The sequence below is a fragment of the Streptomyces spinoverrucosus genome (assembly GCF_006539505.1).
GTDB classification, from domain to species: Bacteria; Actinomycetota; Actinomycetes; order Streptomycetales; family Streptomycetaceae; genus Streptomyces; species Streptomyces spinoverrucosus.
This window is the reverse complement of record NZ_BJND01000004.1, coordinates 205,896-223,731: the sequence shown is the minus strand read 5'-3', so window position 1 is coordinate 223,731 and position 17,836 is coordinate 205,896. Positions and strand designations below refer to the sequence as shown.

The following is a 17,836-nucleotide window of genomic DNA, read 5'->3' as shown; positions in this document are numbered from 1 at the left end:
CCGTCCTCACGCCGCGCCGAACGCCGTGAACGCCCACCCCGTCGCCTGGTGGACCGCGTCGCACGGCACGGCCGCGCGGGCGTCGCGCAGAGCCTCGGCCAGGGAGAGGCCGGTGGCGAGGCCCTTGTGCAGGGCGAGCATCAGGGGGACGACGGCGGCGTCGTTGACGGGCGCGCTGCTCGCGACGACGCCCGCCGTGCCCAGCGGGAGCAACGCGGTGACCAGGCCGAGGAGTTCGTCGGCGCCGACCGAGGCGAGACGGGCGGTGTCGCAGCTGGAGAGGATGATGCGGTACGGGCTGCGGTCCAGGCGTTCGAAGTCGTGCACGATGAGCGGCCCGTCGGCCATCCGCAGCGCGGAGAACAGCGGGCTGTCCGCACGGAACGTGCCGTGCGCGGCGATATGGGCGAGGGCGGCCCCGTCGAGTTCCTCCAGCACGCGCGGGACGCGGGCCTCGTCGTGCTCCAGGACTGTCGGCCTGCCGTACCGGTCGGCGACCTCGGGCACCTCCGCGCCCCCCGTCGCCAGCCCTGGCCCGCGGACCAGGACGTGCCGCCCGCCCGGCGGCGGCTCGGTCTCCCGCGCCCGCAGCCAGCTGCTCGCCGACGGCGACACGCTGAGCACCCGCTTCCGCAGCGACGGCAGCAGCGCCCACGGCACCCGGTGCAGCCGGGCCGGCGGCACCACCACGACCGGCCCGGGCCCGAGATACGCGGCGGCCGGCCCGAGCAGCAGCTCCTCCAGCCGCCGCCCCGCCGCCTCCACCACCGGCAGCCGCCCCTCCGCACCGGGATGCGCGAGCCGTCGTAGCCCGGCCTGTACGTGCTCGGCCTCGGCCTCCGCCTCCGTGAGCAGCCCCGCCTCGAACCGCCGTACCCGCCCCTGACCGCACAGCAGCACCTGCACGCGCCCGTCGAGCACGGCGAGTTCCACCAGCCGCGTCTCACCCAGCCGCGCCAGCAGCCGCCCCACGTCGAACCGGTCCCCGTCGCCGGGCGAGTCGCCCCGCATGTGCAGGGTCCGCGAACGGACCTCCCGCTCCAGGCGCCGCTGCTCGCGCTCCAGCGCCGGCACCGGACGGCCCTCCATACGGGCGGCCTCCGCGCGGGCGGCGATCTCCCGGAACGCGGTCAGGGAACGCACCAGCGCCGGATCGGCCGGCGGCCGGGTGGGCGGCGCGGACAGCACCGTGGCCCGCCACCGCTCGCTCCACATCAGCAGCCGCCGCGGCCCCCCGCAGGCGAGGCTGGCCCGCTGCGCCAGCGCCGCGAGCTCCGCACCCTGCTCGGTGGCGCGCGCCCGCAACTCCGAGGCGCCGAGCGTCATCCGGTGATCGTCCAGGACGTCGAGTCCGCGCCGGCACGCCTCCAGCACCCCGCGACTCGAACCGGCGGCACGCGCGCGTAGGGCCTGCGCCGCCCAGCCCGTCATCCGCGCGTGCGGCGGTCCCGTGTGCCTGCTGCGGGCGGCGACCGCCAGGTGCCGTTCCGCGTCCGTGCGCCAGCCCAGGCTCAGCGCGATCCGGCCCGCGAGCAGGGACGCCTCCGGCGCGGCCGGTGCGCCGAACGCGGCCAGCCGGTCGGCCACCGCGGCGGCGTCCGCGACCAGCCGGCCCGAACGGCGCCCGGCGGCCACCCGGGCCTCGATCAGCACCAGCCGGGCGTGCGTCTCCCACCAGGTGCGCCGCTGCGCGGCGAACAGCCGTACGGCCAGCGCCGCCCGGGCGATCGCCGTGTGCGGATCGCCCGCCAGCCGGGCCGCGCGGGCGGCGACGAGCAGCAGCTCCGCCTTGCGCGTCGACTGCCCGCCGATACCGTCCAGCACCCCTATGGCCGCGTCCGCCTCGGCCAGCGCCTCCCGGGCCAGCCCGGCCGCCATCAACACCTCGCAGCGCCGGATGTTCAGCATGAAGGAGGGCGTTCCGAGCTTGGCGTACCGCTCCTGCGCCTCGTCCAGCAGCCGCAGCGCCGCCGGGATGTCGCCCGACCGGAACGCGGCCAGGCCCCGGCTCTCCACCGCGTCGGCCTTGTCGTGCTCCTGCCCGGTGGTGTCCCACAGCCGCTCGGCCGCCGTGAAGTCGGCGTCGGCCCGCTCCACCGAGCCCAGCGCCAGATGCACCGTCGCCCGCAGGGTCAGCGCCCGGGCCGTCCAGATCACGTCCTTCGCCTGCCGCAGCACGGGAATGGCCCGGCGTACGTCCTCCAGCGCCTCCCGGTGGTGGCCCAGCACCCACCACACATAGGCCCGGCGATACAGCACCCGCGCTCGTGTGTGCCCCGTACCGCGCAGCACGCCCCGCTCGAACGCGGCCAGCCCCTGCCGGGTGCGGCCCGCGTGCACCAGCGCCACGCCGAGCGTGCCGAGGACGTCCGCCTCCCGCTCGGCCGACTCCGCGCGCGCCGCCAGATCGCGGGCGCGGCGCAGATGGTCCAGGGCGATCCGCAGATCGCCGAAGTCCCGCTGCCAGATGCCGATCACCTGATGGGCGACGGAGGCGTGCAACGGCGGCGGATCGGTGTCGAGCACCCGCCGAGCCCCTGCCAGCGCGTCGTTCGGAGCGGCGAACACCATCGGCAGCAGTTCGAGAACCGAGTCGCTTCCCGCTGTCACCCCTCGGATGGTAGTGGCCCCGGAACCATGCCACACGGGTTTGTCTCTGTATCAATCAGCGGCCCAGCTGCTCTAGTTGTCGACCAAAGCTCCAGTGGGAGGACACGCCATGGCACCACAGCGATTCCGCGAGCAGTTCGACCAGATACAGCGCTCGATGCCCGACGTCCCTCTGGCGATGGGGCCGGACGACGCCGCCGAGTTCATGTACGAGAAGGGTGTCGTGCTCGCCCGGGACGGCGAGGAGGCCCGGCTCGTCGAGGACACGGTGCGGGCCCACTTCACCGAGACCGCCGGTCTGGTCGGGGAGCACGTGCGCCGGGCGAGCCCCGAGACCAACCGCTCCGGAATCACCCGTATCCAGGTCGGCGACCCCGGCGAAGGGGACCGCCGTGGCGACCGTGCCGTCGCGAACGCGCTGAGGGCGCTGCGCGCCGCGGAGGGACGCACGGGCCGCAGGCTGGTCAGCCGCAACCACGTGGTGCACATCGCCCCGGTCAACGCCTGTCCCGGCGACGAGCCCGTGCCCGCCCAGCCCACCGAGCAGTCCAACCCTGCGCCCGCCGAGGGCCTCTACGACGCGGACACCGCCGTCGGTGTGCTGGTGATCGACACCGGTCTGATGCGGGACTACCGCTCCTACCCGCTGCTGGCCCGCGCCCAGGGCGACTTCCAGATCAAGGAGTGCGACGACGACGGAGTCCTCCAGCAGTACGTCGGACACGGCACGTTCATCGCCGGACTGGTCGCCGCCGTCGCCCCCAACACCGACCTCACCGTCAGCAACGCGCTGAACGACGCGGGCGCCGTCCTGGAGTCGGAGTTCGGCGACAAGCTCTTCGAGGCCGTCGACAAGAGCGGCTGGCCCGACATCCTCAGCCTCTCCGCCGGCACCTCCAACGGCCGCACCGATGGCCTGCTCGGCGTGCAGGCCTTCATGGACGAACTGCGCGCCCAGCGCACCCTGCTGGTCGCCGCCGCCGGCAACAACGGCAGCGCCACCCCGTTCTGGCCCGCCGCCTACGCTGACCTGCCCGAGTACGCGAGCTCCGTGCTGTCGGTCGGAGCGCTGCGCAGCGACGGCGAGTTCGGCGCCTGCTTCAGCAACCACGGCGGCTGGGTCAAGGTCTACGCCCCCGGCGAGCGCCTCATCAGCGCCCTCACCGGCTTCATCGAGCCCGTCCCGTACGTCTACCAGCACTCCACCTACGACGACTGCCGCTACGGCTTCAGCTACGCCTGCACCTGCCAGTCCCCCCGGCACACCGGGGTGCTCAGCGGCGACCAGGCCGACCCGGACAAGCCGGACCAGGTGATGTTCGAGGGTCTCGCCACCTGGAGCGGCACCTCCTTCGCCACCCCCGTGGCGGCCGGGATGATCGCCTCCCACATGGTCGCCCACAAGGAGACCGACCCGCGGGCCGCACGGCAGCAACTGCTCGCGGGCAACCCCGAGTTCGCGGAAGTGCGCGGCGCCATGGTGCCGGCCCTGCGGCCGCAGACGTGGCGACCGGTGCCGGCCGGCACCGCCGGGCCTGGGGCATGAGGGTCCTGACGGTCCCCGCCACGGCGTACGATGACGTGCCGTACACAAGGGGTGGGGCCGTGGATCGTGCAGATGTCGGCGCGCTCGTCCAGTCCGCCGTCGACGGTGACGCGGCGGCCTGGAAAGCGCTGGTGGAAGGGCTGAGCCCACTGGTGTGGTCGGTGGTGCGCGCCCACCGGCTCTCCGACGCCGACGCGCACGAGGTCTACCAGACCGTCTGGTTCCGCTTCGCCCAGAATCTGGGGCGGATCCGGGAACCGCAGAAGGCGGGGGCGTGGCTGGCGAGCACCGCGCGGCACGAGAGCCTGAAGGTGCTCAAGAGTCTCCGCCGGATGACACCGACCGACGATCCGCAGCTGCTGGACCGGGTCAGCGAGGACCGTACGCCTGAGCAGTCGGTGATCGACTCGGAGGAGGCGGCCGCAGAGAGTGAGCGCATCCGGCGGCTGTGGCAGGAGTTCGAGGAACTGGGGGAGCGCTGCAGGCAGTTGCTGCGGGTGCTGATGGCCTCGCCGCCGCCCAGCTACCAGGAGGTGTCCGCCGCCCTGGGCATCGCCGTCGGCAGCATCGGGCCGCTGCGCCAGCGCTGTCTGCGTCGCCTGCGGGCCCGACTCGACGCACGGGGAGCACTGTGAACGCCAAACACGAGGACGACTTCGACGGCCGCGAAGACGTCCACCACGACGACGAGTTCGACGGCGGCCTGCTGGAGGAGGAACTCCGTGGCGCCGCCGCTGTCCTGGACCCGGTGCCGGCCGAGCTGCGCCGTATCGCCGTCGACGCCTACGCGCTGCACGACCTGGACGCCCGGCTCGCCGAGCTGACCTTCGACTCGCTGGTCGACGCCATCCCCGTCCGCGGGGTGACGGACGCGCCGCGGATGCTGACCTTCCGCAGCGGCGAACTGACCGTCGACGTCGAGGTGACCGCCCAGGGCCTGATGGGGCAGGTACTGCCGCCCCAGCCGGCCCGGATCGAGGTGCTCGGCGGACCCCAGCCCGCCGCGCCGGACACCCTCACGGCCGACGCCATGGGCCGCTTCGCCGGTCACGTGGCACCGTCCGGCCCCTTCGCGCTGCGACTGCGGACCGGCGGTGAGGTGGTCGTCACGGAGTGGCTGCGGGCCTGACCGCTGCGCTCACCAGGTGCAGGGCAGGTCCAGCGGGCCCCGGAGCATGGTCTCGCGGCGCCAGGCGACCTGCTCCGGCGGGACCGCGAGCCGTAGGCCTGGCAGTCGTTCCAGCAGCGTGTCGATGAGTAGTTCGGTCTGTGTCCGGGCGAGGACGGCGCCGGTGCAGTAGTGCGGCCCGTTACCGAAGGTCAGGTGCGGGTTGGGGGCGCGGTCGGGGTCGATGCGGTCCGGGTCGGGGAAGACGTCGGGGTCGCGGTTGGCGGCCAGGTAGGAGACGTACACCGGATCGCCCGCCCGGATGAGCATGCCGTGCAGCTCGATGTCCTCCAGGGCGATCCGGGCCAGGCCCACGGAGCTGCGGTGCGGGATCCAGCGCAGCAGCTCGTCGAGGAGGGGGCCGCGGGTCTCGGGGCGGTCCCGCATCCGCTGCATCAGTTGGGGGCGGGTGAGCAGCAGGTACAGCGTCTGACCGCAGTTGTGGGTGACGGCCTCGCCGCCGATCTGCAGCGGCCCGGCGAGCCCGATCGCCTCCGGCTCGTCGATCTCGCCACGGGCCACGGCGGCACCGAGCAGCGAGTACACGTCCTCGTCGTCGGTGATGCCGCGGGCGCGGATCGTCTCGGCGATCCACCCGTACAGCCCCTGCTTGGCCCGGTCGGCGGCCTCGGTGCCGCCCGAGGTGGAGATGATCTGCCGGGTCCAGGCGTGTACCTGCTCGCGCTCGTCGGCGGGCACGCCCATGACCTCGCTGACCACGGCGATCGGGAACGGTTCGAGCACCCGCTCGATCAGGTCGGCCGGCGGCCCGATCCGTGCGACGTCGTCCACCAGTTCGTCGAGCATCTCCTGCGCGCGTGGCCGCAGCCGCTTCATCGCGCCGACGGTGAAGGCCCCGGCGACCGCCTTGCGCAGCCGGTTGTGGTCGGGCTGGTCGGCGAAGGCGAGCGAGCCGGGGCGCGGCTTGAAGTGCGGGGCCACCCGGGTCACCTGGCGGCGCGTCACCTCGGCGCGGCTGAACCGCGGATCGTTGGTGATCGCCCTCACGTCCTCGTAGCGGGTGGCCAGCCACGCCCAGCCCTCGCCGAACGGCAACTGGACGCGGGTCAGGGGGCCCTCGCGCATGAGGTCCGCGAGGACCGGGTCGAACCGGGTGCCCTCCAGGTCGAGCGACGGCCACTGCCGTACCGGCGGCCGGGCCCGCCCCGTCAGCGTGGTGGTCTCCTCGGTCATGCCCTCACCCTCACCACTGCGGGGCGGCCTGTCGCGCGGGAGTGCCCCATCCGGTGGTCACCCGGTGACGTCGTCCACCAGCCGGGCCAGCGCCCCGGCGAGCCGGGACAGTCCCGGTCCGGCCGGTCCGCCCGGCTCGGTCATGTACGTGTCCCGGCGGATCTCCACCATCAGCGCGGACACCCGAGGCTCGGTGCCGTAGTAGCCCAGGGGTACATACGCCCCGCTGAACGGACTGTCCAGCCCCGTCTCCCCGTACGCCTCCCTGGCCGCCTCCAGCAGCTCGCGTGACGTGTGGAAGGAGTCCGTGCCTAGGCAAACCGGCGGCCGGGGCCCCTCGCCGTGCAGCTCGTACGGCAGCCGGGTGCTGGGATAGGAGTGCACGTCGATGATCACAGCCCGTCCCGTGGCGGCCAGCCGGTCCGCCACGGCCTGGGTCATCGCCCGCGCGTACGAGCGGTAGTACCGCTCGACCAGCGGCTCTGGATTGACGTCCTCGGGTCGCAGGACGTCACCGTGCGTGGTCTGTGTGTACACCGCCCCCATGCCGACGGCGAGCATCTCCTCCCGCTCGTCCGGGAACCGCTCCGGGTCGACGACCAGCCGCGACAGCCGGTTGACGAACCGCCATGGGGTGACACCGGCCAGCCCGGCCGCCGCCTCGGCGATTCGATCCGTGTGTGCGTCGGTGATGTGGTCCAGCTCCCGCTCCAGCTCCGCGTCGTCCAGCACGATGTCCGCGCGCACGTCGCCCGGTATGTCCCGGGCCGAGTGCGGCACATGGAGGATCACGGGGGAGTGGTCGGCGCCGGGCAGGAGCTCGAAGGACTGCGGGGCGTCGGTCATGCGGCTGCTCCAGGGTGTAGTCGAGGGGTACCACACGGCTCCGCCCCGGCCGGACGGTGCACCGGTCGGGGCGGAGACGGAAACGGACGGCCCTTCAACGCCCGGGCGTCAAAGGCCGGGGCGTCAGCTCAGCGACGCGAGGACCTCGTTCCAGGTGGCCGACGGCCGCATGACCGCCGCTGCCTTGGCCGGGTCGGGCTGGTAGTAGCCGCCGATCTCCACCGGCTTGCCCTGCACGGCGTTCAGCTCGTCCACGATCTTCTGCTCGTTCGCGGTGAGCGTCTCGGCGAGCGGCGCGAAGGCCTTCGCCAGCTCGGCGTCGTCGGTCTGCCTGGCCAGCTCCTGCGCCCAGTACAGGGACAGGTAGAAGTGGCTGCCACGGTTGTCGATGCCGCCGACGCGCCGGGTCGGGGACTTGTCCTCGTTGAGGAAGGTCGCCGTGGCGCGGTCCAGCGTGTCGGCCAGGACCTGGGCGCGGGCGTTGCCCGTGGCCTGCGCGTACTGCTCCAGGGACGGCACAAGCGCGAAGAACTCACCCAGGGAGTCCCAGCGCAGGTAGTTCTCCTTGACCAGCTGCTGCACATGCTTCGGCGCGGAGCCGCCGGCGCCGGTCTCGAACAGGCCACCGCCCGCCATCAGCGGCACGACCGACAGCATCTTGGCGCTGGTGCCCAGCTCCAGGATCGGGAACAGGTCGGTCAGGTAGTCACGCAGCACGTTGCCGGTGACGGAGATCGTGTTCTCACCGCGGCGGATGCGCTCCACCGACAGCTTGGCCGCCTCGACGGGGGACAGGATGCGGATGTCCAGGCCCTCGGTGTCGTGCTCCGGCAGGTAGGCGTTGACCTTCTCGATCAGGTTGGCGTCGTGGGCGCGGGTGGCGTCCAGCCAGAACACCGCCGGGTCGCCGGTGGCGCGGGCGCGGGTGACGGCGAGCTTCACCCAGTCCTTGATCGGCGCGTCCTTGGTCTGGCAGGCGCGGAAGATGTCACCGGCGGACACCGTCTGCTCGATCACGGCGTTGCCGTTCTGGTCGACCAGCCGGACCGTACCGGTGGTCGGGATCTCGAAGGTCTTGTCGTGGCTGCCGTACTCCTCGGCCTTCTGCGCCATGAGGCCGACGTTCGGCACCGAGCCCATGGTCGACGGGTCGTAGGCGCCGTTGGCGCGGCAGTCCTCGATCACGGCCTGGTAGACGCCCGCGTAGGAGGAGTCCGGGATGACCGCGATCGTGTCGTGCTCCTGCCCGTCCGGGCCCCACATGTGGCCGGAGGTGCGGATCATGGCCGGCATGGAGGCGTCGACGATCACGTCCGACGGCACGTGCAGGTTGGTGATGCCCTTGTCGGAGTCGACCATCGCCAGCTCCGGGCCCTCGGCGAGCTCGGCGTCGAAGGAGGCCTTGATCTCGGCGCCGTTCGGCAGGGACTCCAGGCCCTTGAAGATGCCGCCGAGGCCGTCGTTGGGGGTCAGGCCGGCCGCGGCGAACGTCTCGCCGTACTTCGCGAACGTCTTCGGGAAGAAGACGCGCACCACGTGACCGAAGATGATCGGGTCGGAGACCTTCATCATCGTGGCCTTCAGGTGCACGGAGAACAGCACGCCCTCCTGCTTGGCGCGGGCGACCTGCGCGGCGAGGAACTCACGCAGCGCGGCGACGCGCATCACGGAGGCGTCGACGACCTCACCGGCGAGAACGGGTACGGACTCGCGCAGCACGGTGGTGGAGCCGTCGTCGCCCTTGAGCTCGATCCGCAGCGCGCCGTCCTCGGCGATCACCACGGACTTCTCGGTGGAGCGGAAGTCGTCCACGCCCATGGTCGCCACGTTCGTCTTGGACTCGGCCGTCCAGGCGCCCATCCGGTGCGGGTGGGTCTTGGCGTAGTTCTTGACCGACGCGGGGGCGCGGCGGTCGGAGTTGCCCTCACGCAGCACCGGGTTCACCGCGGAGCCCTTGACCTTGTCGTAGCGGGCGCGGATCTCGCGCTCCTCGTCGGTCTTCGGGTCGTCCGGGTAGTCCGGCAGCGCGTAGCCCTGGCCCTGCAGCTCGGCGATCGCGGCCTTCAGCTGCGGGATGGACGCCGAGATGTTCGGCAGCTTGATGATGTTGGCCTCGGGCGTCTTGGCCAGCTCGCCCAGCTCGTGCAGGGCGTCCGGGATGCGCTGGTCCTCGGCGAGGTACTCCGGGAACACGGCGATGATGCGGCCCGCCAGCGAGATGTCCCGCGTCTCCACGGCGACACCCGCCTGCGAGGCGTATGCCTGGACCACCGGCAGGAAGGAATACGTCGCCAGGGCCGGGGCCTCGTCAGTGTGCGTATAGATGATGGTCGAGTCAGTCACCGGGTGCTCCGCTCCACGTCTGCAACATTGCTCGACATCAAGATATCTCGTGTCGAGGGCCTACTCGACAGGGGTACGCCTGCCATGCGCTCAGTCGGCACGGACGGACGCCACGTCCTCCGTCTCCTCGGTGCCCCGCTGCTGCGGTATGACCACCGAGCCCTGCTGCAACGACACCGTCCGCGTGGGCGCCGGGATCCGGATGCCCTCGGCCCGGTACCGCTTGTGCAGACGCTTGATGAACTCGTGCTTGATCCGGTACTGGTCGCTGAACTCGCCCACACCCAAGATGATCGTGAAGCCGATCCGCGAGTCGCCGAACGTGTGGAAGCGGACCGCCGGCTCATGGTCCGGGACGGCGCCGTCGATCTCGTTCATCACCTCGGCGATGACCTCCATGGTCACCCGCTCGACGTGCTCCAGGTCGCTGTCGTAGGCCACGCCCGCCTGGAGCAGGATCGTCAGCTGCTCCTCGGGCCGGTTGTAGTTGGTCATATTCGTCCCCGCGAGCTGTCCGTTGGGGATGATGACCAGGTTGTTGGAGAGGTTGCGGATGGTGGTCTGCCGCCAGTTGATGTCGGTGACGTAGCCCTCCTCGCCGCTGCTCAGCCGGATGTAGTCGCCGGGCTGGACGGTCTTGGAGGCGAGGATGTGCAGGCCCGCGAAGAGGTTCGCCAGGGTGTCCTGCAGGGCGAGGGCGACGGCCAGACCGCCGACACCGAGGGCGGTCAGCAGCGGGGCGATGGAGATGCCCAGCGTCTGCAGCATCACCAGGAAGCCGATGGCCAGCACCAGGACCCGGGTGATGTTCACGAAGATCGACGCCGAGGCGGCGACTCCCGAGCGGGACTGGGCGACCGTACGCACCAGCGCGGCGACCGCCCGGGCCGCGGACACCGACACGACGAGGATGAACACCACGGTCAGGGACTGGTTGACGTGGTGCTGGACGGTCCGGGTCAGTGGCAGCACCCCTCCGGCGGCCGCCGCGCCGCCCACGATCGCCCCCCACGGCACCACGGTCCGCAGGGCGTCCACGATGACGTCGTCGCCGCCCCAGCGGGTCCGCACGGCGTGCTTGCCCAGCCAGCGCAGCAGCATGCGCAGCAGGAACGCCGCCAACAGGCCCGCCGCCAGCGCGATTCCGGCGAGGACGAGGTCGTCCAGGGTCAGCGCGCGGGTCACCGGTCACCTCCGGGGAAACGGTCTGCGGCGTACCGGATGTGAAGTCGCGTCACGATGTCACCTGCTCGAAGACGGGATGTGCGATCGCGCCGGCCACCGTGCGGGTCGACGCGATCGCTCATCCTGCCGTATCCGACACCCCAGTTCGTACCTGGCCCGGTGGCCGGATCGCGCAGCTCAGACGATTCCCTCGGCCATTTCGGCCTGTTCCCGGTCCGATCCGTACGCGGCCGTGGTCGGTGTTCCGTACGAACGGCGGGCGACGTACCACCACGCGGTGGCGAGGACGAGTACGACGAGCAGGGCCACGGAGGCGTAGTTCATCGTGTCGACCGTCACCGGCGAGGACTGCGGCAGGCAGAACAGGACGGTCACACAGGCCACCCAGCCGACCGCGATCCAGCCGATCGGCCTGCTCCACCGGCCCAGGTGCCACGGCCCCGGCCGGAACCGGTCGCCCGCGCGCAGCCGCAGGAACACGGGGATGACGTAGGCGGGCGTGATCCCGATGACGTTGATGGCGGTCACCGCCCCGTACGCCGTCGCAGAGTACAGCGACGGCAGCGCGAGCACGCCCGCGACGCCCACCGACAGCCAGACCGCGGCGACCGGCGTCTGGGTGCGGCCGCTGACCTTGCGCCACAGCGCCGAGCCGGGCAGGGCCCGGTCCCTACTGAACGCGAACACCATCCGGCTGGCCGCGGCGACCTCGGCGTTGCCGCAGAACAGTTGGGCCACGATCACGACCAGCAGCAGCGCGCTGGCGCCGTCCGTGCCGAGGCCGTCGAGCAGGATCTGCGCGGGCGGCACCCCGGTCTCGCTGGCCCGCGTGGCGGCGTAGTCCTGGATGGCGAAGGTCAGACCGGCCAGCAGCACGAAACCGGCGATCCACGACACCCAGATGGCCCGCACGATGCCGCGCGCCGCCGACACCGAGGCGTTGGCGGTCTCCTCGGAGAGGTGGGCGGAGGCGTCGTAGCCGGAGAAGGTGTACTGCGCGAGCAGCAGACCGATCGCGGCGACATAGACCGGGTTCTCCCAGCCGGTCTCGTTGACGAACTCGGTGAAGACGAACGACGGCGACTGGTGGTGGTCGGGGACGATCGCCAGCGCGCCGACGATCAGCGCGACACCGGCGAGGTGCCACCACACGCTGATCGAGTTGAGCACGCTCACCAGGCGCACGCCGAACAGGTTCAGCGTGGCGTGCAGCAGCAGGATCACCAGGAAGATGAGGAACGTCTTCTCCGGTGTGGGCTCGAAGCCCCACTGGAGGTTCAGGAACGCGCCCGTGAACAGGGCGGCCCCGTAGTCGATGCCAGCGATCGCGCCGAGCAGACCGAGCAGGTTCAGCCATCCCGTGTACCAGCCCCACCGGCGGCCGCCGAGCCGGTCGGCCATGTAGTACAGGGCGCCGGACGTGGGATACGCGCTGGTCACCTCGGCCAGCGCGAGCCCCACGCACAGCACGAACAGGCCGACCCCGGCCCAGCCCCACAGCATCACCGCGGGTCCGCCCGCGCCCATGCCGAAGCCGTACAGGGTCATGCAGCCGGACAGGATCGAGATCACCGAGAAGCTGATCGCGAAGTTGCCGAAGCCGCCCATACGGCGGGCGAGCACCGGTTTGTAGCCGAGTTCGCGCAGGCGCTGTTCCTCGTCCTGCGGCGGGAGGGCGTTGCTGGACATGCGAATCCTTCGGGTAGGCAAACGGAAAAAATCAGGGGCGTTGCGCCGCCGAGCGGCTGCGGGCCTGCAGAAAGACGTCCACGGCCTGGGCGTGGTCGGACGGATCGGATGTGCGGTGGACCCAGGGCAGGGGCGCGTAGTACGGGCCGATCGCGTCGAACACCCGGGTCGCCTCCGCGAACTGCAGGGCGCCCCACAGGGCGTGGGCGAGGTGGTTGAGGTCGAGCGGCGAGCGCTCGGGCGCGGTGCTGAGCTCGAACCAGTTGTGGAAGGCCCGGCGTGCCTCCCGGGTCGCGTCCTCGGCGACCCAGTGCAGATCGAGGGCGGCGTCGTGTCCGCCCGCGCGCCGGTAGCGCTCGACCCGTACGTACAGCGGCAGGACGTGCAGCGCGGAGCCCGGCGGCGCGCCGTCGGCCGCCCACTGCGCGAAGCCGACCGCCTCCGCGAGCCGCCCCGAGGCGGCCCGCCCGAACAGGAACTGGAGCATGCGGTGGTGGGCCTCGCGGTTGTACGGGTCGCGCTTGCCGGCCTGCGCGAGCAGTCCCCAGGGGCCGGGCGGCAGCATCGGCTCCGGCGCCGGAATCCGGTGCTCGTCCCAGCGCTGTTCCCGGTCCAGGCGGGCCAGCGCCAGCAGGCAGACCCACGGCACCGGGTCGTGCGGGGAGGCGCGGGTCGCCGCGTCGGCCGCCAGCCAGGCCTCGTGCCACAGTTCCTGCGTACGGCGATGGTCCCCGCGGGCGGCGCGCAGCGCGCGTTCGACCGCGACCCGGGCGTGCATCACCACGGCCGGGACGCTGTCCGGTTCCTCGGCGAGCCAGGCCCGCACCACGTCGGTGCCGGCCGCCGCGGCGGCCAGGACCTGGGTGCGCTGGGTCCACTGCGACCAGGACGCGGTCTCCGTGAGCAGGGTGCGCATCGACATCCAGCGTCCGGTGCGCACCTCCTGAAGGGCCGTGCGCAGCGCGGCGTCGGGTCCTGCGGGGTCGTAGGCGGGTCGTGCTCCGTCTCTGGCCATCATCCGCCCGCCCCGTGGAACGGGCGGACGGGAGCGGCAGGCTGGAGTAACAACAGGGTTCCCCCGAACGGCGGTTGACAAGGTCATGTCCGGTCGGCGGTTCACTATAGAGGCGGAGCTTCCGCATTCTCCTCATGGTTTGCCGAACCATGAGGGCTTCCTCGTGTCACCGGGCCCCTATGTGAACTGACCGTCCGTCAGCGCCGCTTGACGCGGTGTGGCGGCCGACGGCAGGCTGTCGAGCCGTGATCGCCCAGGAGTCGACAGGGGGCTCGATGACAGGTCCGGTGCTCGCCGTCGACCAGGGCACGTCCGGCACCAAGGCCCTGGTGATCTGCCCCGAACGGGGCGTCATCGGCACCGGGTTCGCCGCCGTGCGCCCGCGCTCGCTGCCCGGCGGCCTGGCCGAGGTCGACCCTGCCGAGCTGTACGACTCGGTGGTCGAGGCGGGGCGCCAAGCCCTCGCCGAGGCCCGCGAACCCGTGGTCGCCCTGGGCCTGGCCAACCAGGGCGAGACCGTGCTCGCCTGGGACCCGGTGACCGGCCGCCCGCTGACCGAGGCGCTGGTCTGGCACGACCGTCGTGCGGAATCCGCATGCGCCGAACTCGCGGTGTTCGAAGACGAGTTGAGGCACCTGACGGGCCTGCCGGTCGATCCGTACTTCGCCGCGCCCAAGATGGCCTGGATACGACGGAACCTCACCCGTGAGGGAGTCGTCACCACCAGCGACGCCTGGCTCGTCCACCGGCTCACCGGCGCCTACGTCACCGACGCCGCCACCGCGGGCCGTACCCAACTGCTCGACCTCGACCGCACGGAATGGTCGGCGCGCGCCCTCGACCTCTACGGCCTGTCCGGCGAGCGGCTGCCCGAGGTCGTCGACAACGCGGGTCCCGTCGGCACCACCACGGCCTTCGGACCCGAGATCCCGCTCACCGGTCTGGCCGTCGACCAGCAGGCCGCGTTGCTGGCGCAGCGCATCACCGAACCGGGCGGCGCCAAGTGCACCTACGGCACCGGCGCGTTCCTCCTCGCGCACACCGGTGACACGCCCCGGCGCGGCGACTCCGGTCTGGTCAGCTGTGTAGCCTGGCGGCTCGCCGGACACGCCGGGTACTGCCTCGACGGGCAGGTCTACACGGCCGCCTCCGCCGTTCGCTGGCTCACCGACCTCGGCGTGATCAAGGGCGCCGCCGATCTCGACGCCGTGGGCGCTGCGGTCCCCGACAGCGGCGGGGTCACCTTCGTGCCCGCCCTCGCGGGCCTCGCCGCCCCCTGGTGGCGCGGCGACCTGCGCGGCTCGCTCACCGGGCTCGGCCTCGACACCGGCCCCGGCCATCTGGTCCGCGCCCTGTGCGAGGGCATCGCCGCCCAGGTCGTCGAACTCGCCGACGCGGCGGCGAAGGACCTCGGCGCCCCGCTGGACACCCTGCGCGTGGACGGCGGCCTGACCCGCTCGACGCTCCTCATGCAGACCCAGGCCGACCTGCTGCAACGCCCGGTCGAGGTGTCCGCGCTGCCCGACGCGACCGCACTCGGCGTCGGCGCGCTGGCCCGGCTGGGCGCGGAGCCGGGGCTGACCGTGGAGGCGGCGCTGCCCGACTGGAAACCGGCCGCCGTTTACGAACCCCGGATCAGCGCCGAGGAGGCCGCCGAGCGCCTCGCCGTGTTCCGCCGCGAGGTCACGGCGCTGCTCGACCGGGCGCCCGCATGACCCGGGCCTATGAGGTGGGGGTCGTCGGCAGCGCGATCACCCGGGAACTCGCCTCGTATCCGTGGCTGCGCGTCGCCCTTGTCGAGGTCCGGGGAAAGTCGTCCGGTGTCCGTGGCTGCGTATCGCCGTTTTCGAGGCCCGGGAGGACCTCGGCCGGAGCAGCTGCGAGGCCGACATCGTGATCCACCGGCCGTTCGACGGGACGCCCGCATGACCGGCACATACGACGTGGCGGTCGTCGGCGCCGGAGTCGTCGGCAGCGCGATCGCCCGCGAACTCGCCCGCTATCCACGGTTGCGCATCGCCCTCGTCGAAGCCCAGGACGATGTCGGGCAGGGCAGCTCCAAGGCCAACACCGCGATCCTGCACACCGGGTTCGACGCGGTCCCCGGCTCGCTGGAGGCACGGCTGGTGCGCGAGGGGGCGCGGCTGCTCGCCGCCTACGCCGCCGAGTCCGGCATCCCCGTCGAACCGGTCGGCGCCCTGCTCGTCGCCTGGGACGAGGAGCAGCTCGCCGCACTGCCCCGCCTCGCCGAGAAGGCCGAGGCCAACGACTACCACGCCACCCGTCTGCTCGGCCCCGCCGCACTGTACGAGCGCGAACCCCATCTCGGCCCCGGCGCGCTCGGCGCCCTGCACGTGCCCGGCGAGTCGATCATCTGCCCCTGGACGACGACCCTTGCGTACGCCACCCAGGCCGTCCGGCACGGAGTCGACCTGCACCTCGACGCACGCGTCGAGGACGTGAGTCAGCAGGACGGCATCCATGTGCTGACGACCAGCGCGGGCACCCTGCGGGCCCGCTGGCTGGTCAACGCGGCCGGACTGCACGCCGACACGCTCGACGCACGGCTCGGGCACCGCGACTTCACCGTCACCCCGCGCCGCGGCCAGCTCATCGTCTTCGACAAGTTCGCCCGCACCCTGGTCAACCACATTCTCCTGCCCGTCCCCACCGCACTCGGCAAGGGCGTCCTGGTCGCCCCCACCGTCTACGGCAACGTCCTGCTCGGCCCCACCGCCGAGGACCTGGACGACAAACGGGCCACCGGCTCCACCGCCGACGGACTCGACGCCCTGCGCGCCAAGGGCCGCCGCATCCTCCCCGAACTGCTCGACGAGGAGGTCACCGCCGTCTACGCGGGCCTGCGCGCCGCCACCGAGCACGACGACTACCGCATCCGCGCCCACCCCGGCCAGGCGTACGTCACCGTCGGCGGCATCCGCTCCACCGGCCTGACGGCGTCTCTCGCGATCGCGGCCCGTGTCACCGGCCTGCTGACCGAGGCAGGCCTCGACGCGGGCCCGGTCCGGGAGCTGGAGCCCGTGCGGATGCCCAACCTCGGCGAGGCCTTCCCTCGCCCCTACCAGCGCCCCGAACTCATCGCGGCCGACCCGCAGTACGGCACCCTCGTCTGCCACTGCGAGCGCGTCTCCCGCGGCGAGATCCGCGACGCCCTCGCCAGTACGATCCCGCCGCGCACCCTCGACGGACTGCGCCGCCGCACCCGCGCCCGGGCGGGACGCTGCCAGGGCTTCTACTGCGGGGCCGCGGTACGGCAGCTGTTCGAGGAGGCCCGGCCATGACGGACGTACGGCAGGTCGACGTGCTCGTCGTCGGCGCGGGCCCCGCCGGGCTCGCCACCGCCACCCGCCTCGCCGCCGCCGGGGCGGGCCGGGTGGAGGTGCTGGACCGGGAGCAGCGGGCGGGCGGAGTGCCCCGGCACTGCGCGCACGGCGGCTTCGGCACCTGGCTGCACCCGCTGACCGGCCCCCAGTACGCCCGCCTCCTCACCGCCGCCGCCGTACGCGCCGGAGCGGTCGTCCGCACCGGCGTGACCGCCCTGGACTGGGCGGGCCCACTGACCCTGACGACGGTCGGCCCGCACGGCCCCGAGACGATCACCGCGAGGGCGATCGTGCTGGCCACCGGCGCCCGCGAACGCCCCCGCGCCGCGCGCCTGGTGCCCGGCACTCGTTCGGCCGGGGTCTACACCACGGGCGAACTCCAGCAGGCGGTCCATCTGTACGAGCAGCCGATCGGCAGCCGGGCCGTGGTGGTCGGCGCGGAGGACGTCTCCTACGCGGCCGCCGACACCGTACGGGCGGCCGGCGCCCGGGTCGTCGCCATGGTCACCGACCTGCCCGCCCCACGGACCACGCCCGCCCGGGCCCTCGACGCCCGGCTCCGCCGGGGCATCCCGCTCCTCACCCACACCGGCGTCACCGAACTCCTCGGCCACGGCCGCCTGTCCGGCGTCCGGGTGCGCCACCGCGACGGCCGTACGACGGTCCTGCACTGCGACACCGTCGTGTTCACCGGCGACTTCGTCCCCGACCACGAACTGGCCCGGCGCGGTGGCATCACCCTGGACCCCGCAACTCGCGGCCTTGCCGTCGACAGCACCCTGCGCACCTCACGCCCCGGCGTGTTCGCCGTCGGCAACGTCGTGCACGCCGTGGAGCCCGCACGGGCGGTGGCCCGCGAGGGCGTGCACGCGGCGACCGCCGTCCTCTCGGAACTC

Annotated in this window: 12 protein-coding genes and 1 pseudogene; 6 read left to right on the top strand and 7 right to left on the bottom strand. The window is 72.6% G+C overall.

Annotated elements, in window-relative coordinates:
• Positions 1–6: 6 nt before the first annotated feature.
• A complete protein-coding gene (locus tag SSP24_RS02605; protein WP_141307062.1) occupies positions 7–2,610 on the bottom strand; it encodes a CHAT domain-containing protein in 2,604 nt (867 codons plus the stop codon).
• 109 nt (positions 2,611–2,719) lie between these two features.
• On the opposite strand from SSP24_RS02605, the gene SSP24_RS02600 reads away from it, so the two are divergent.
• From SSP24_RS02600 to SSP24_RS02590, 3 genes are read left to right on the top strand one after another with little or no spacing between them, the layout of a single operon-like run.
• On the top strand, positions 2,720–4,156 hold the full coding sequence (locus tag SSP24_RS02600) for a S8/S53 family peptidase (protein ID WP_141307060.1): 1,437 nt from the start codon (positions 2,720–2,722) through the stop codon (positions 4,154–4,156).
• A 59-nt stretch (positions 4,157–4,215) separates the two neighbouring features.
• On the top strand, positions 4,216–4,791 hold the full coding sequence (locus SSP24_RS02595; RefSeq protein ID WP_141307058.1) for an RNA polymerase sigma factor: 576 nt from the start codon (positions 4,216–4,218) through the stop codon (positions 4,789–4,791).
• Positions 4,788–5,285, top strand: a complete 498-nt coding sequence (locus SSP24_RS02590; protein ID WP_141307056.1) for a hypothetical protein — start codon at positions 4,788–4,790, stop codon at positions 5,283–5,285. Before SSP24_RS02595 ends, SSP24_RS02590 begins: the two co-directional genes overlap by 4 nt.
• A 9-nt stretch (positions 5,286–5,294) precedes the next feature.
• On the opposite strand, the gene SSP24_RS02585 is transcribed toward SSP24_RS02590, so the two are convergent.
• The 6 genes from SSP24_RS02585 to SSP24_RS02560 all read right to left on the bottom strand — a co-directional run bounded on the left by SSP24_RS02585 (position 5,295) and on the right by SSP24_RS02560 (position 13,596).
• Positions 5,295–6,518 carry a cytochrome P450 gene (locus SSP24_RS02585; RefSeq protein WP_141307054.1) on the bottom strand — a complete coding sequence of 408 codons (1,224 nt, stop codon included), beginning with the start codon at positions 6,516–6,518 and terminating at the stop codon, positions 5,295–5,297.
• Positions 6,519–6,575: 57 nt separating this feature from the next.
• Positions 6,576–7,364, bottom strand: a complete 789-nt coding sequence (locus SSP24_RS02580) for an N-formylglutamate amidohydrolase (RefSeq protein ID WP_141307052.1) — start codon at positions 7,362–7,364, stop codon at positions 6,576–6,578.
• A 123-nt stretch (positions 7,365–7,487) separates the two neighbouring features.
• Entirely contained in the window at positions 7,488–9,707 is a 2,220-nt protein-coding gene (locus SSP24_RS02575; RefSeq protein WP_141307050.1) for an NADP-dependent isocitrate dehydrogenase, read from the bottom strand.
• 90 nt (positions 9,708–9,797) lie between these two features.
• Positions 9,798–10,892, bottom strand: coding sequence for a mechanosensitive ion channel family protein (locus SSP24_RS02570; protein ID WP_141307048.1), 1,095 nt, complete (start codon positions 10,890–10,892; stop codon positions 9,798–9,800).
• 177 nt (positions 10,893–11,069) lie between these two features.
• Positions 11,070–12,581: an amino acid permease gene (locus SSP24_RS02565; RefSeq protein ID WP_141307046.1), complete on the bottom strand. Its 1,512-nt coding sequence runs from the start codon at positions 12,579–12,581 to the stop codon at positions 11,070–11,072.
• A gap of 31 nt (positions 12,582–12,612) precedes the next feature.
• A complete protein-coding gene (locus SSP24_RS02560) occupies positions 12,613–13,596 on the bottom strand; it encodes a hypothetical protein (RefSeq protein ID WP_141307131.1) in 984 nt (327 codons plus the stop codon).
• Positions 13,597–13,871: 275 nt separating this feature from the next.
• Here SSP24_RS02560 and SSP24_RS02555 point away from each other — a divergent pair, with 275 nt between their 5' ends.
• The 3 genes and pseudogenes from SSP24_RS02555 to SSP24_RS02545 form a co-directional block, all read left to right on the top strand.
• The gene (locus SSP24_RS02555) at positions 13,872–15,311 is read left to right on the top strand and encodes an FGGY family carbohydrate kinase (protein WP_141307044.1); all 1,440 of its coding nucleotides are present in this window, start codon (positions 13,872–13,874) and stop codon (positions 15,309–15,311) included.
• A 210-nt stretch (positions 15,312–15,521) separates the two neighbouring features.
• Positions 15,522–16,898: an FAD-dependent oxidoreductase gene (locus SSP24_RS02550; RefSeq protein WP_141307043.1), complete on the top strand. Its 1,377-nt coding sequence runs from the start codon at positions 15,522–15,524 to the stop codon at positions 16,896–16,898.
• Positions 16,895–17,836, top strand: a pseudogene (locus SSP24_RS02545) (NAD(P)/FAD-dependent oxidoreductase); the annotation flags it as partial. The gene SSP24_RS02550 and the pseudogene SSP24_RS02545, both read left to right, overlap by 4 nt.